15 protein-coding genes are annotated in these 14887 nt (G+C 39.8%); 10 read left to right on the forward strand and 5 right to left on the reverse strand.

Annotation, left to right across the window (positions count from 1 at the left end; all coding sequences use genetic code 11):
* The first annotated feature begins 205 nt into the window (after positions 1–205).
* The 4 genes from RMA95_RS00005 (at position 206) to RMA95_RS00020 (ending at position 2963) form a co-directional block, all read left to right on the forward strand.
* Positions 206–562, forward strand: a complete 357-nt coding sequence (locus tag RMA95_RS00005) for an SRPBCC domain-containing protein (protein WP_311069250.1) — start codon at positions 206–208, stop codon at positions 560–562.
* 166 nt (positions 563–728) lie between these two features.
* Complete coding sequence (locus tag RMA95_RS00010; RefSeq protein ID WP_311069252.1) at positions 729–1079, forward strand: GFA family protein; 351 nt, start codon at positions 729–731, stop codon at positions 1077–1079.
* Between the two features lie 20 nt (positions 1080–1099).
* On the forward strand, positions 1100–1663 hold the full coding sequence (locus tag RMA95_RS00015) for a DUF4256 domain-containing protein (RefSeq protein ID WP_311069253.1): 564 nt from the start codon (positions 1100–1102) through the stop codon (positions 1661–1663).
* Positions 1664–1799: 136 nt separating this feature from the next.
* Entirely contained in the window at positions 1800–2963 is a 1164-nt protein-coding gene (locus tag RMA95_RS00020; protein WP_311069254.1) for an acyl-CoA dehydrogenase family protein, read from the forward strand.
* Positions 2964–3028: 65 nt separating this feature from the next.
* Here RMA95_RS00020 and RMA95_RS00025 read toward each other — a convergent pair whose 3' ends face one another.
* Together RMA95_RS00025 and RMA95_RS00030 are read right to left on the reverse strand one after the other, a co-directional pair.
* Positions 3029–3523, reverse strand: coding sequence for a hypothetical protein (locus tag RMA95_RS00025; RefSeq protein ID WP_311069255.1), 495 nt, complete (start codon positions 3521–3523; stop codon positions 3029–3031).
* Positions 3524–3692: 169 nt separating this feature from the next.
* On the reverse strand, positions 3693–4292 hold the full coding sequence (locus RMA95_RS00030) for a TetR/AcrR family transcriptional regulator (RefSeq protein ID WP_022575198.1): 600 nt from the start codon (positions 4290–4292) through the stop codon (positions 3693–3695).
* A 185-nt stretch (positions 4293–4477) separates the two neighbouring features.
* On the opposite strand from RMA95_RS00030, the gene RMA95_RS00035 reads away from it, so the two are divergent.
* Genes RMA95_RS00035 through RMA95_RS00060 form a run of 6 tightly spaced genes read left to right on the forward strand, consistent with a single transcriptional unit; the run spans position 4478 to position 12851 of the window.
* Positions 4478–6283 carry an acyclic terpene utilization AtuA family protein gene (locus tag RMA95_RS00035; protein WP_311069257.1) on the forward strand — a complete coding sequence of 602 codons (1806 nt, stop codon included), beginning with the start codon at positions 4478–4480 and terminating at the stop codon, positions 6281–6283.
* A 20-nt stretch (positions 6284–6303) separates the two neighbouring features.
* Positions 6304–7215: an SDR family oxidoreductase gene (locus tag RMA95_RS00040; protein WP_311069258.1), complete on the forward strand. Its 912-nt coding sequence runs from the start codon at positions 6304–6306 to the stop codon at positions 7213–7215.
* A gap of 10 nt (positions 7216–7225) precedes the next feature.
* Entirely contained in the window at positions 7226–8839 is a 1614-nt protein-coding gene (locus tag RMA95_RS00045) for a carboxyl transferase domain-containing protein (RefSeq protein ID WP_311069259.1), read from the forward strand.
* A gap of 42 nt (positions 8840–8881) precedes the next feature.
* Positions 8882–10039, forward strand: coding sequence for an acyl-CoA dehydrogenase family protein (locus RMA95_RS00050; RefSeq protein ID WP_000673016.1), 1158 nt, complete (start codon positions 8882–8884; stop codon positions 10037–10039).
* A 16-nt stretch (positions 10040–10055) separates the two neighbouring features.
* Positions 10056–10892 carry an enoyl-CoA hydratase-related protein gene (locus RMA95_RS00055; protein ID WP_311069260.1) on the forward strand — a complete coding sequence of 279 codons (837 nt, stop codon included), beginning with the start codon at positions 10056–10058 and terminating at the stop codon, positions 10890–10892.
* Between the two features lie 18 nt (positions 10893–10910).
* Positions 10911–12851, forward strand: a complete 1941-nt coding sequence (locus RMA95_RS00060; RefSeq protein ID WP_311069261.1) for an acetyl/propionyl/methylcrotonyl-CoA carboxylase subunit alpha — start codon at positions 10911–10913, stop codon at positions 12849–12851.
* 49 nt (positions 12852–12900) lie between these two features.
* On the opposite strand, the gene RMA95_RS00065 is transcribed toward RMA95_RS00060, so the two are convergent.
* The 3 genes from RMA95_RS00065 to RMA95_RS00075 are packed head-to-tail and all read right to left on the reverse strand — an operon-like array spanning position 12901 to position 14847.
* On the reverse strand, positions 12901–13320 hold the full coding sequence (locus RMA95_RS00065; protein ID WP_019456609.1) for a roadblock/LC7 domain-containing protein: 420 nt from the start codon (positions 13318–13320) through the stop codon (positions 12901–12903).
* On the reverse strand, positions 13313–13873 hold the full coding sequence (locus RMA95_RS00070; protein WP_134263608.1) for an ATP/GTP-binding protein: 561 nt from the start codon (positions 13871–13873) through the stop codon (positions 13313–13315). Before RMA95_RS00070 ends, RMA95_RS00065 begins: the two co-directional genes overlap by 8 nt.
* 8 nt (positions 13874–13881) lie before the next feature.
* Positions 13882–14847, reverse strand: a complete 966-nt coding sequence (locus RMA95_RS00075) for a hypothetical protein (RefSeq protein ID WP_311069262.1) — start codon at positions 14845–14847, stop codon at positions 13882–13884.
* Positions 14848–14887 lie beyond the last annotated feature (40 nt).

Consider the following 14887-nt stretch of genomic DNA (forward strand, 5'->3'; position numbering starts at 1 on the left):
TGATGGTAGTGTGGGGTTACCCATGTGAGAGTAAGTCATCGCCAGCTCATTATTCAAACACCCCAATCTCAAAAGAGATTGGGGTGTTGCTTTATGTGTGGGGAAAAAAATAGGGGAGATATGATTTTACATAATCCTTTATATTGCTAATTATTTTGCAGCATAATAAAAACCAAATGAATTATAGACGAGTCTAAAATAAAAAATGTTAGAGTCTATTGAGGTTTCACAGTTTATCAATCAATCTCCTCAAAAAGTCTGGGAAGCATTGACCACGCCTGAACTTGTCCAGCAATGGTGGGCTAAAGGGGACATTCAGCCTAAAATCGGTCATCAATTTACTTTAGATATGGGAAATTTCGGAGTACAACATTGCCTAGTTAAGGCAGTTGATAAAGGAATTTTATTTGAATATGACTTTGCAATCGGTGTACTTGATACAACCCTAAGATGGCAATTAATTCCTCAAGAAAATGGCACACTTTTACAGCTTAACCATTGGGGTTTTAATATGGATTCTTCTTTTGGCCAACAGGCTTTTATTGGTATGGGAAAAGGTTAGCGGCAAATCTTAAGCCGAATTGATTCTGTAGTCTCTTAGTTTAGATAATCTACTAGAGTTTTAATTAAGTAGATTGTGTAAAGGTGAAAATCTCAAAATCTATAAGAAGATTGAAAATTGATCTACCAAAAGAATATTATAAAAATTTAAAAAGTGGGAAAAAGATATGGAATATAAAGGAAGTTGTCATTGTGGACAGGTAAAGTTTATCGCAGAAGGTGAGCTAACAGAAGCCTTATCTTGTAATTGCTCGATCTGCCAAAAGAAAGGGTCTTTACTTTGGTTCCTACCCACTAATCAAGTTACAGTTACTTTAGATTCTCCTGATATTTTAGCGAATTACACTTTTAACAAGCATGTGATTAATCATCATTTCTGTAAAAATTGCGGTATTCATCCCTATGCTCAAGGTATAGATCCCCAAGGTAATTCTATCTTTGCGATTAATGTTCGATGTATAGATGACATTGACTTAGATAAAATAAAAATAAATTATTTTGATGGACGTTCAGTTTAATAATTATAAGGATTTATTCAATGATAACTAAAAAACAATTAACTCAAACACAATTAAATTCACTACTTGAACTATTAAAGAAGAGATTTGAAAAGAACACACATCGTCATAAAGAAATCGATTGGACAAATGTGCGAGCTAAATTATTAGAATCGCCTGAAAAATTGTGGTCATTGCAAGAAATGGAAAACACTGGAGGAGAGCCTGACGTTGTCTCTTATGATCAACAGAAGGATGAATATTTATTTGTCGATTGCTCTCCTGAGAGTCCAAAAGGCCGTAGAAGCCTTTGTTATGACCGAGAGGCTTTGGAGGCTAGAAAAGATCATCCTCCAAAAAATAGTGCAATCGATGTGGCTAAAGAAATGGGAGCTGAGCTTCTCACAGAAGAGCAATACCATGAATTACAAAAGTTAGGGGAATTTGATCTTAAAACATCAAGTTGGCTCAAAACCCCAGATGAGATTCGACAGTTAGATGGAGCTATTTTTGCTGACCGACGTTATGGTCGGGTATTCATTTATCATAATGGAGCACAGTCTTATTATGCTGTTCGTGGTTTCCGTTGCTGCTTAAGAGTATAGGCGTTGTGCATAAATAAAAATAATTCTGTTTGATGTTTTATGCCAAGAAAATGGAGATTCTTGCAACTTTTGATTGACTGTAAACATGACAAGATATGTTCAGGAATTAAATAAAAACATCAGGACATTTCTAAACATGCAACTCAACCCAATTTACTATAATGAACAACACATTGCTTTTGCTGACAATGTTCGTCGATTTGTACAAAAAGAAATGGCACCTTTTGTTAATGAGTGGGATGAGGGTGAGACATTTCCTAGAGAGCTTTATAGAAAGGCAGCTGAAATTGGCCTATTAGGTCTAGGTTTTTCAGAAGAATATGGTGGTATTCCTGATGCAGATCCATTTTATTCATTGCTGGCCGGTATTGAAATGGCAAAGGCGGGTTCTGGAGGAGTACATACCTCACTCATGGTACACACAATTGGCGCCCCTCCCATTCAGCATTTTGGAAGTGAGGAGTTAAAAGCTAGAGTCCTCCCAGAGATTATTTCCGGTGAAAAAATTTCTGCTTTAGCTATTACAGAACCTGGTGGCGGCTCGGATGTCGCTGCATTACAGACTAAAGCTATTCGTGATGGTGATTATTACATTGTCTCGGGGGAGAAGACATTTATCACATCGGGGATTCGTGCAGATTACTATACAGTTGCAGTGCGTACAGACCCAACTAAAATGGGGGCAGAAGGTATTTCAATGTTACTCATTGATGCACATAGTGAAGGTATTACTAAAACGCCTTTGAAGAAAATGGGATGGTGGGCATCAGATACGGCACATTTGCATTTTGATCAAGTACGAGTACCTGCATCAAATCTACTTGGCAAAGAAAATGCCGGTTTTAAAGTTATTATGAATAACTTTAATATGGAGCGGTTTTTCTTGGGAGTAGTCGCTTATGGGTATGCATTAGTCTGTTATGAAGAAGCTTTAGAGTGGGCACAGCAACGTAAAACTTTTGGTAAGCGATTAATAGATCATCAAGTAGTACGCCATAAATTGGTAGATATGGCAACCCAACTGACCTCAACGCGGGCATTACTTGAAGAAACAGCATGGAAAATGACTCAGCCGAAGTTACAAGGACCTGAGTTGGTGGCGCAAATTTCAATGCTTAAAAATGTTGCGACTCGAACTATGCAATTTTGTGCTGATGCAGCTGTACAAACATTAGGTGGTATGGGCTTTATGCGAGGTACCAAGTCGGAACGTATTTACCGTGAAGTGAAGGTCAATATGATTGGCGGTGGTGCTGAAGAAATTATGAAAGATTTGATTAGTAAGCAGTTAGGTTATTAATTTATTTTCTTCACGAACGGCAGGGGATAGAATAAACACACTTTTCAAGTTTTGATGTGTTTATTCTAATTCTTTTGATTTCTACTATTACGTTCAGCATAAATTCTATCTCGTTGTTTTTCATCCCGTTTTAATTCAATTTCATATTTTTCTTTTAACGCATTTGCTTTAACAGATTGTTGATGAATAAGTATTAACTTTGTTTCTAGATCTCGTTGAGAGTTGGAGATATAGTCGGAATCTCTATTCGGAAGAATTAATATCATTTGTTTTGCTGAGATATAGTCTGTCTCCCATTCTTGAATCCACTTTTTTAATCCCCCCGAACGCAGTTGTCCAGTTGCTGATGATATTGCTTCACGTGATCTTTTTGCTTTTGTTAATAACTCTGGTAAGTCATTCACAGTTAAAATTAATTGAGTTTCAGCTTTTTTTAATTCAAGTCTTAGATCCAAAGATTTAATTTTCGAAAGACGTTGTAAACTAATATAGCCCATTATTGATCCAGCTATTCCAGTAATAGCACCGACGATCGCAGTTAATGTTTCAATATCGAGCATCTAATATGAACCTAATATTTAATATAACTAATCTATTGGTAATTCTTTTAAATAGATAATATATGATTTACGTTTTAAGGGGCAAAAATTCTATCCATTCTTCATTTAAAATTGCCCAACATTCATGTTCTTTCCATATTTTTCCTCAAATTCTAAGATATTACAGAACTCATTTCAAAGCCATCTCCCAGACCATTTCAGTTAACTCATCAATTTTGACTTTACCCTCAGCTTTATACCAAGTTACGGTCCATGAAATTGCGCCACCAACTAATCTTCGCCAAATAAAGGCATCATGCTTTACCTTGCCTTCAGTGCGTAATTTTTCAATCACATCTAACCAGATTTGCTCATATTCATTACGCATTTTTAAAAGATAATCTTGTTTTTCTTTTGATAGGGCAAACCACTCATAAACCAAAACAGCCATGGCTGCACCTGTATCTCCAGTAATTGAAATGAGTTCGGATTTAATAAGAGCACGGAGTTGTTGTTCTGGATCGGTAGATTGAGCTGCCGCATCTTGTAAACGAGCAAGATTGTAAATAATGGTTTCCTCCATCACGTGAGCGAGGATGTCATCTTTACTTTTAAAGTGGTGGAATAAGCTTCCCGACTGGATTCCAATAAATTGAGCAAGTTCGCGTACAGTCGTTTTGTCATAGCCTTGTTTATGAAATAGGTAGGCAGCCCCTCGTAATAAGCGACCACGTGGGCTGTCATCAAAGCAAGAGATGTTTGGAATCTGTTCAATTGAAGTAGCAATCATGCGAAAGCCGGATCCTTTATATAAAAAATACTTAACAGAAAAGTTTGCCAAATCTCATCATGTTTTAGCTGAGCTGTCGAGTTTGGCAGTTTTGGTCAATTTCACAATAACATTTTGCTCTTTACAAACCAAGCGCTTGCTTGGTAATGTTGAGTGTAATTTTAAACAAAATAATGAGAAATAAGATGGCAAGTAATCAACAGGATGATGAGCGTGTCGTGAAAATAGGTTGTGCTTCAGGATTTTGGGGAGACACCAATACTGCCGCTTTCCAATTAGTACATCTAACCGATATTAATTATTTGGTTTTTGATTATTTGTCAGAGATCACCATGTCGATTATGGCAAAAGCGAAGATGGTGGAACCAAAGCATGGTTATGCCTTGGACTTTGTTAGTCGAGTGATGGCACCTCTACTTAAAAAAATTGCAGAGAAAAAGATTAAGGTGATTAGTAATGCTGGTGGTGTTAATCCACTGGCGTGTCGAGATGCCTTGAAAAAAATAATTAAAGAATATGGTCTAGATCTGAACGTGGCTGTGGTTTTAGGCGATGATCTTTTAGCGCAGCATGAACAACTTAAGCAGCAAAATATTCAGGAAATGTTTAGCGGTGAAGCTTTGCCAGAACAGGTGGCAAGCAGTAATGCTTATTTGGGTGCAGTGGCTATTCGCGATGCCTTAGACTTAGGCGCCGATATTGTGATTACTGGCCGTGTGGTTGACTCTGCTGTGGTGCTTGCCCCTTTACTTCATGAATATCAATGGTCTTTAGATGACTATGACAAGTTGGCACAAGGTTCCTTGGCAGGTCATGTCATTGAATGTGGTGCGCAATGTACAGGCGGTAATTTTACCGATTGGCAATTGGTACAAGGTTTTGACAACATGGGTTTTCCAGTGGTTGAAGTGAGTGAAGATGGCTCATTTATTGTAACTAAGCCTCAAGGTACAGGTGGTCTGGTTTCTACTGCCACGGTTGCTGAACAAATTGTTTATGAAATTGGTAATCCTCAAGCATATTTACTACCCGATGTAATTGCTGATTTCAGCCACGTGCATTTAGAGCAAGTCGGGGAGCACCGAGTTCGTGTGACGGGTGCAAAAGGACAAGCACCGACTACACAATATAAAGTTAGTGCGACTTATCCAGATGGTTATCGGGTTTTAGTCAGTTTCTTAATTGCAGGTCGTGAGGCACCACAAAAAGCACAAGTCATTGCCGATGCGATTTTGTCTAAATGCGAACGTGTTTTAGCAATGCGCTCCGTCCCACCTTTTAGTGAAAAGTCTGTTGAGATTTTAGGTATTGAAAGTACTTATGGAGCACATGCTCAGGCTTTAAATAGTCGTGAAGTGGTGGTCAAAATAGCTGTAAAACACATGTTTAAAGAAGCATGTATGTTCTTTGCATCTGAAATTGCACAGGCTTCAACAGGTATGGCTCCAGCCTTGGCAGGAATTGTCGGAGGTCGACCAAAAGCATCTCCAGTGATTAAGTTATTTTCATTTTTAATTGATAAAAATCAGGTCAATGTCGAAATCGATTTTGATGGGAACCGCTATCCGGTTGAGATTCCTCGGGGCACTTCTACAGAGCAATTCAATACTTTAGCAGCGGGTGAAAGTGCGGTTTATCAAGGGAATGAAATTGAAGTTCCTTTGATTGAAATTGCGCATGCCCGCAGTGGTGATAAAGGCAATCATAGCAATATCGGTGTGATTGCGCGTAAAGCAGAATATTTACCATGGATTCGTGCAGCACTGACTGAACAGACGGTTGCAAGTTATATGCAGCATGTCTTGGATGCTGAAAAGGGACGTGTAATTCGTTATGAGTTACCGGGTTTAAATGCACTGAATTTTATGTTGGAAAATGCCTTGGGTGGTGGGGGTGTTGCAAGCCTACGAATCGATCCACAAGGTAAAGCCTTTGCACAACAATTATTGGATATGCCTGTAAAAGTTCCGGCACATCTTTTAGAAAAATAAAATGAATGGATGAAATAAAGATGAGTTATCAATCAATTTTTAGACCAGATGCTTTCGCTAATAAAGTAGTCATTGTGACAGGTGGTGGCTCTGGAATAGGACGCTGTACTGCACATGAGCTTGCAGCTCTTGGCGCTCAAGTGGTGATTACAGGACGCAAAATTGAGAAATTAGAGAAAGTTAGCCAAGAAATTATAGAAGATGGTGGTCGGGTTCATTTCATTGTTTGTGATAACCGTGAAGAAGAACAAGTGAAAAATATGATTGCCGAGGTGATTGAAAAATTCGGCAAACTCGATGGTCTGATAAATAATGCGGGTGGCCAGTTTCCCTCAGCTTTAGAGAATATCTCGGCGAATGGTTTTGATGCAGTCGTGCGCAATAATTTGCATGCAACTTTCTATTTAATGCGTGAAGCTTATAACCAATGGATGGCTAAACATGGTGGCAGTATTGTCAACATGACTGCTGATATGTGGGGCGGCATGCCAGGAATGGGGCATTCTGGAGCTGCGCGTTCGGGGGTTGATAACTTAACTAAAACAGCATCGGTTGAGTGGGGCAAATCAGGCGTTCGTGTAAATGCGGTTGCACCGGGATGGATTGTGTCATCTGGTATGGATAATTATAGTGGTGATTTTGCCAAAGTAATTATTCCAAGTCTTGCTGGCAATGTACCGCTAAAACGTATGGGAACTGAGTCAGAAATATCGTCGGCGATTTGTTATTTACTGTCCGATGCTGCGGCTTTTGTTTCTGGTGTGACGTTACGTATTGATGGCGCTGCATCGCAAGGAACACGCATGTATCCACTAGCTGAGGCGACAAATAGTCAGTCTTATAATGGTTTCCATCGTGCATTTATTCCTGAAATTTTTAAAAAAGATAAGACTGAAAAAGTCGAGCAAAGCAATAATTCAGGCTCGGAGTGAGGAATAAAAAATGACCATTCTCCAATCCGAAATTGCTATTGGTAGTGAACAGTATCAAAAGAATAAAGAGGCATTGCTTACTCAACTGAGTGAAGTCCGTGCAATTCAGCAAAAAAGCATTGATAAATCGTATGCGGCTAAACCTAAGTTCGATAAAAAGGGCAAGATTTTACCGCATGAGCGTGTGCGGTTATTGCTCGATGCTGATTCATCTTTTGTTGAACTGTGTGGCTTGGTTGGCTACAACATGCATGATGACAAGGATGGCTCCGAAGCTGGTGGTGGCGTAATTGCCGGCATAGGTTTTGTCAGTGGTGTACGTTGTTTGGTCTCAGCAAGTAATAGTGCAATCAAGGGCGGTACTATGTCACCTATGGGTGTGCAGAAAACCTTACGCTTGCAAAAAATTGCTTTAGAACAAAAACTTCCAATGATTACGCTGACCGAAAGTGGCGGTGCTAACTTAAATTATGCCGCAGAAGTATTTACCTATGGCGGTATGACTTTCGCTAATCAGGCTCGTCTTTCTGCGGCGGGTATTCCCCAACTTGCAGTGGTGCATGGGAATGCAACGGCAGGTGGTGCTTATCAGCCTGGTCTTTCAGATTATGTGATTGCTGTACGTAAGCAAACCGAAATGCTTCTTGCAGGTCCACCTTTACTTTTGGCAGCAACTGGTGAAGTTGCCACAGCAGAGGAATTGGGCGGAGCAGAAATGCACGCACAGGTTGCTGGAACCGCAGAATACTTAGCAGAAAATGATGCTGACGGTATTCGACTTGCACGTGAAATTTTTGAACATCTGAACTGGAAAGAGCAAATCAAACCAGCTGAAACGACTTATAAAGAACCTCGTTACGATAGTGAGGAATTATTGGGTGTGATTCCAAGTGATCCTAAACAACCATTTGATATGAAAGAAGTGGTTGCCCGCATTATTGACGATTCAGATTTTCTAGAATTTAAACAGGAATATGATGATTTAACGGTGTGTGGCTGGGCGAAGATTGGCGGATTACACATCGGTATTATTACCAATAATGGTCCGATTACACCCCAAGGGGCGGCGAAGGCAGCCCAGTTTATTCACCTGTGTGAGCAGACCAAGCGTCCATTATTATTCTTGCATAACACCACTGGTTTTATGGTGGGAACCGATGCCGAGCAAAATGGCATTATTAAACATGGCTCAAAGCTGATTCAAGCGGTTGCCAATTGTACTGTACCTAAAATTTCAATCGTTGTGGCAGGGTCATATGGTGCGGGTAACTACGCAATGTGTGGTCGGAGTTTATCGCCAGACTTTATTTTTGCGTGGCCGAACTCGCATGTTGCTGTAATGGGGGCTGCACAGGCCGGAAAGGTACTGCGTATTGTTGCTGAAGGGAAACAAAAAGCTTCCGGGCAGGAACCGAATCCGCAAATGCTCGATTTTCTTGAGCAAAGTACTGCGATGAAATTAGAGCAGCAATCTACCGCGCTTTTCAATACGGCCATGCTACATGATGACGGCATTATTGACCCGCGAGATACCCGAAAATTACTTATTTTCCTTTTAGAAACTATTTATGAAGCACAGCAACGCGAACTAAATCCGACCCGTTTTGGTGTGTCTCGTTTTTAATCAATCTTTACCGTAATTAAAAAAATTAATAGGAACAACACCATGAAATTTACTGCCGAACATGAAGCATTACGTCGCACAGCGCGTCAATTTGTTGAAAATGAACTGAATCCGAATATTCCAGAATGGGAAGAAGCTGGACGTTTCCCGATCCACGATGTATTTAAAAAGATGGGGGATCTTGGCCTATTGGGGATTTGTAAGCCTGAGGAAAATGGTGGTCTGGCTTTAGATTACTCTTATAACTTGGTTGTTGCTGAAGAAATTGGACGCGCAGCTTGCGGCGGTGTGCCTTTAGCCATTGGTGTACAAACTGATATGGCAACACCTGCTTTGGCACGTTTTGGAAGTAAAGAGTTACGCGATGAGTTTTTAACACCAGCGATTGCAGGGGAATATGTTGCATCCATTGCAGTATCAGAAGTACATGCTGGTTCGGATGTTGCTGCTATTAAAACAACTGCAAAAAAAGATGGCGATGACTATGTCATTAACGGCAGCAAAATGTGGATTACCAACTCATTGCAGGCCGACTTCTTCTGTCTTTTAGCCAACACGTCTGATGATAAACCTCACGTTAATAAGTCGATGATTATTGTGCCGGCAAAAACTAAAGGGATTAGTTTTTCAGAACCATTAAATAAATTAGGGATGCGTTCAACGACTACAGCACAAGTTTATTTGGACAACGTACGTGTACCACAGCGTAACTTGGTGGGTGTTGAAGGTATGGGCTTCATGATGCAAATGATGCAATTTCAAGAAGAGCGCCTATGGGCTTGTGCCAATGCGATTGGTGGTTTGGAAAATTTAATTCAAAAGACTATCGCCTATACCAAAGAGCGTACGACGTTTGGTCAACCACTCATCAATAACCAATATATCCATTTTCGTTTTGCCGAACTCATGACTGAAGTAGAAGCACTTAAAGCCTTAACCTACCAAGCGTGTGAACAGCATATTGCAGGTGAAGATGTGACTAAGCTGGCATCTATGGCAAAGCTCAAAGCAGGCCGTTTAAGCCGTGAAGTTGCCGATAGCTGCTTGCAATATTGGGGCGGCAATGGCTTTATGTGGGATAACCCTGCATCTCAGCTATATCGTGATGGTCGTTTAGGCTCTATTGGCGGTGGGGCAGATGAAATTATGTTGGGGATTATCTGTAAGTTAATGGACATTCTGCCTAAAAAGCAGAAATAAGAATAAGGAATACACCATGACACTTTCAGCTTCTCTGCAAGCTTTAGATCTTGATGACAGCATTCAATTAGAACAAGACGGCAGTATTTTATATCTCTGGTTAAATCGACCAGAGAGCCGTAATGCTATGAACTTGAAGATGGTCAATGCCATTCAACAAGTCTTTAATGCTATTCGCGATGACCTTTCAATTCGCGCAGTAATTATCCGTGGTGAAGGTGGGACTTTTTGTGCAGGTGGGGATATTAAAGACATGGCTGCTTTACGCGTTGAAGCAACTCATGTTGGTAGCTTACAACCTTATGCTGATTTTAACCGCCGTTTTGGTGCCATGCTTGAGCAAGTCGAAGCCGCACCACAGACTGTTGTGGTCATTTTAGAAGGTGCGGTGTTAGGTGGAGGTTTTGGGCTGGCATGTGTTTCCGATGTTGCCATTAGCCGTGACAATGCCCAGTTTGGTTTACCTGAAACAGGGCTTGGTGTGATTCCTGCACAAATTGCTCCTTTTGTAGTGAAACGTATTGGCCTGACTCAGGCTCGTCGATTAGCTTTATTAGGCATGCGCTTTGAGGGACATACAGCACTAAGTGTCGGAGTGGTTCATCAAATTGCACATAATGAAATTGAACTTGAACAAGCTTTAGAGGAAACCATTCAACACATTAAACGAGCAGCTCCTCAAGCTTCGCGTGTGACTAAAGCACTGTTACATCGAACACTCAATGAGCCTTTAAATGAATTGCTCAATGACGCAGCTCAGCAGTTTGCTCAAGCAGTTGGTGGGGCTGAGGGACAAGAAGGAACGATGGCTTTTATCCAGAAAAGGTTACCAAATTGGGCTGATGAATCATAAGAGATAAGGATAAAAATAATGAAATTTTCAAAAATACTGGTTGCCAATCGTGGTGAAATTGCAGTTCGGGTGATGCAAACAGCCAAGGCAATGGGTTACCAAACCGTCGCAGTTTATTCCGATGCAGACCGTAATGCTCGCCATGTGCAAGAAGCAGATGAAGCTGTCTATATTGGTGCTTCAAAAGTATCAGAGTCTTATCTCTCCATCGCTAAAATTATTGAAGCTTGCAAAAAAACTGGGGCGGATGCGGTTCACCCTGGTTATGGTTTTTTGTCAGAAAATACTGATTTTGCTCAGGCATGCATCGATAACCAGATTACCTTTATTGGGCCTACTGCTTCTGCAATTGAGTTAATGGGAAGTAAGCGACTTTCAAAAATTGCCATGATTGAAGCAGGCGTACCTTGTGTACCTGGTTATGAAGGTGATCGTCAAGACCTTGAATATTTAGCGATACAAGCCGAGCAAATTGGCTTGCCAATTATGGTCAAAGCTTCCGTGGGTGGTGGTGGTCGTGGCATGCGTTTGGTACAGCAAGCATCCGAATTGGTTGAGGCATTGCAAACTGCGCGTTCAGAAGCTGAAAATGCATTTGGTTCAGGTGAGCTTATTTTAGAAAAAGCAGTCATTGCGCCGCGCCATGTCGAAATTCAGGTTTTTGGCGATACCCATGGCAATTATGTTTATTTGTTTGAGCGCGATTGTTCGATTCAACGCCGTCACCAAAAGGTTGTTGAAGAAGCACCATGTCCGGTCATGACGCATGAACTACGTCAGCAAATGGGAGAAGCTGCTGTAGCAGCGGCTAAAGCATGTGCTTACGTAGGTGCGGGAACTGTTGAGTTCTTACTTGATGTATCAGGTACATTTTATTTCTTAGAAATGAATACACGCTTGCAGGTTGAGCATCCAGTTACTGAACTTATTACTGGATTAGACTTGGTTGAATGGCAGTTACGTGTTGCGAACGGTGAACAATTGCCTTTGCAACAGCATGAATTGACCTTAAATGGTCATGCAATTGAAGTACGTTTGTATGCTGAAGACCCACGTCAGGATTTCTTACCACAAACAGGAAAAGTTTTACGCTGGAAGTCTGCAACTTTGCCAAATGTGCGAATAGATCATGGCATGTTGGCGACTGATGAAGTTAGCCCTTTCTATGACCCAATGGTGGCGAAGGTAATCGCATATGGGAAAACCCGTGAGGATGCGATTCGCTTACTTGCTCGTGCCGTAGATGAGTGTGTTTTGCTAGGTGTAAACAGTAATAAACAATTTTTGGTCAATTTACTGCGCCATCCAGTTGTTGTTACAGGGGATACCAATACTGCATTCATCCAACAGCATTTCCAAAATGATCCCAGCTTACACCATCAGGTTTTATCTTTAGAAACCTTAGCAATTGCTGCGACATTATTTAGCCAAAGTAAAGGTACTGCAGTGTGGCAAACTGGGCTTGGTGTGCCATTACCGTTAAAATTTCAAACTGCCGATCAGCAAATTCAATTGCAGGTTTCATCTGTAAATAACATATTCACGGTACAGTTCTGTGATCAAACAGTTGTTATTGATGTGCTTGAGAAAACGCCAGAGCAACTAGTTTACTTAATTGATAGTGTACGTCGCCGTGTTCAATATGTATTAGATGATGATCAGCTTTATCTAGATCGGGATAATGGCAATGTTTTGATACGCAATATGACTTACGCTGCACCAGAAGCTACTGATGTAGCGGGAGACGGCAAAATTCGAGCACCGATGGATGGGGCTGTGGTGAATATTCTGGTCAATGAAGGCGATCAAGTAGTGAAGGGTCAAACATTATTGATTCTTGAAGCCATGAAAATTCAGCAACAGATTAAATCTGATGTGGATGGTGTAGTTGATGAAATTTTAGGTCAGCAAGGTCAACAAGTAAAAAAACGACAAATGCTTTTTACTATTCAAACTTAAGTGAAAAATACCGCTCTAAATAGGGCGGTATTTTTTATAGCAGTGAGGGTTATTCTCCATCTGCCTCTGCAATCACTTGGCTTGCTTTTTTTAGACTATAAAGCAGTTGCCCTAAAAGTACATCTCTATTACTTAGGGTAACCATCACCATCGGGTGATGGATCGCTGGAATAGCCGTTAAAATGGCCTTACCATTATCTGCATCTAATGTGATGTTATTACAGCCGGTCAATTGAATTTCTTTTAAAAATGCAGTGACCATTGCCAAAATTGAGCTACTCACCGCTGCTAATTTAGTGGTGTTATGGTAGTTCTTGTGGCTTACTGTTGCCAATTCAAACCCATCTGAAGAACAAATCATCACAAAGTCTACACCACGTGTATTCATCAGAATTTTTTGGGCCTCACTTTTTGCAAGTTGTAGCAATTGTGTTGGAGCGGTTCGTTTTTGAACTGGAATACTAAGCATGATCTTTCCCTTGAGATGTTGCGCCTACCTTAACTTCAAGTGATGCAATTAACGATTCAACCATCATTAAAATGTGCTCTTGTTCTCTTGCATCAATAAAAAATAATGGATATTGAAGTTCATTTTCTGTTAACCAATTACGATACTGTTGAAGTGAAGATTCTTTATTTTCATCAATATGTGTAATACCAATCGCAATATTATTATTATAATTTTTAAAGGTTTCTAAGTAGTTTTCTAACTCAGAAATTGGACTAAGGCTGTTATGATCTAACAGAAGAATAATGCCGATTGCACCTTCACAAATGACCGACCAAATAAAATCAAAACGGCTTTGTCCAGGTGTTCCATATAAGCCAATTTTAACACCATCATCTAAGGTAATTTCGCCGTAATCGATCCCAACGGTTGTTTGTGATTTTTGGTGACTTTGTACATCTGTATTAAATGCCTCTGTTCCTAAAATTGGAATTTCAGATAGCGACTTAATTGCTTCTGTCTTTCCAGCCCCCATACTGCCCGCAAAGACAATTTTATATTGCTGTATAATCATAACGTTCCCTAAAGACCAAAGCGGCGTCTAATCTTTCCTATAAAATTCTTAAAAAAATGACTTTCAGTATTTGAGCTTTCTAAATGCGATTGTGGGGCATACGAACACTTATTTGCAGGAACGTATTTACCGTTATTTGCCATTAAGCAAGCTGTGATAAAACGTAAAACAACATCGATTGGTTGGTTGAGTTGTTTAGCAACCTCAGTGACTTTTGCTCCCTGTATAAAACAGGCAGAGAGCTGCAAGCTAATTTTTCTATATTCTTTTTGATAAGGTTGTGGCCAATGATCGATTTTGAAGTAACCATCAGCTGAAGCTAAATTTTCAAAGTCTGTTGAACACCAAATTAAATTCCATAACCAATCTTGTAAGCAATAGCCTTTTTTACGAGAAACCTTAGTAAAGTCCGATGTTTTAGCAAAAGCAAAGTTAAAGCTCATATTGGTATGTGCTTTTTGACGGGAAGGTTCTACCCAAGCAGTTTGAGTTCTATTATCAATAATGGCTAAGGTGCCTTTATCATCAAATAAATGTAATTTGGTATTTTCTGGGCTATGCAAATTTCTTATAAATTGTTCATCTATGATAGATATTTCATTTGATAAAGCTGGGCCAGAACCAATAGCCGCATACTTTAAAGAAGATAATACGTTTTTTTGTAGCCAAGAGCGTAGCGATTCTGTTTTTTCTAAAGGGAAGTGTAAGGTATGCTCATCAATAGAATTTCCATTTTCTGAAGGTGTTTTGGTAATTTTTAAATATGGAAATTTTTTCTTTTGAAGAATGTTTTGAATATTATCTGCATCAAAAAAGTTTTCATTAATGATTAATAAATCAATATGATTATTAGAAATATTAACCCAGTTAATACCATATTGATTAGATATTAAATCACGGATTAAGATTTTTAATTCATCTGAAACTTTTAAGCTTAAACCGGAAACTGCAATATTTATGCAATAACTATCCATAGTATCATTTTAAATTTTTATTAATTAATATAATGATTGT

The sequence above is a fragment of the Acinetobacter sp. V110_1 genome (genome assembly GCF_031798975.1).
In the GTDB taxonomy this organism is placed as follows: Bacteria; Pseudomonadota; Gammaproteobacteria; order Pseudomonadales; family Moraxellaceae; genus Acinetobacter; species Acinetobacter nosocomialis_A.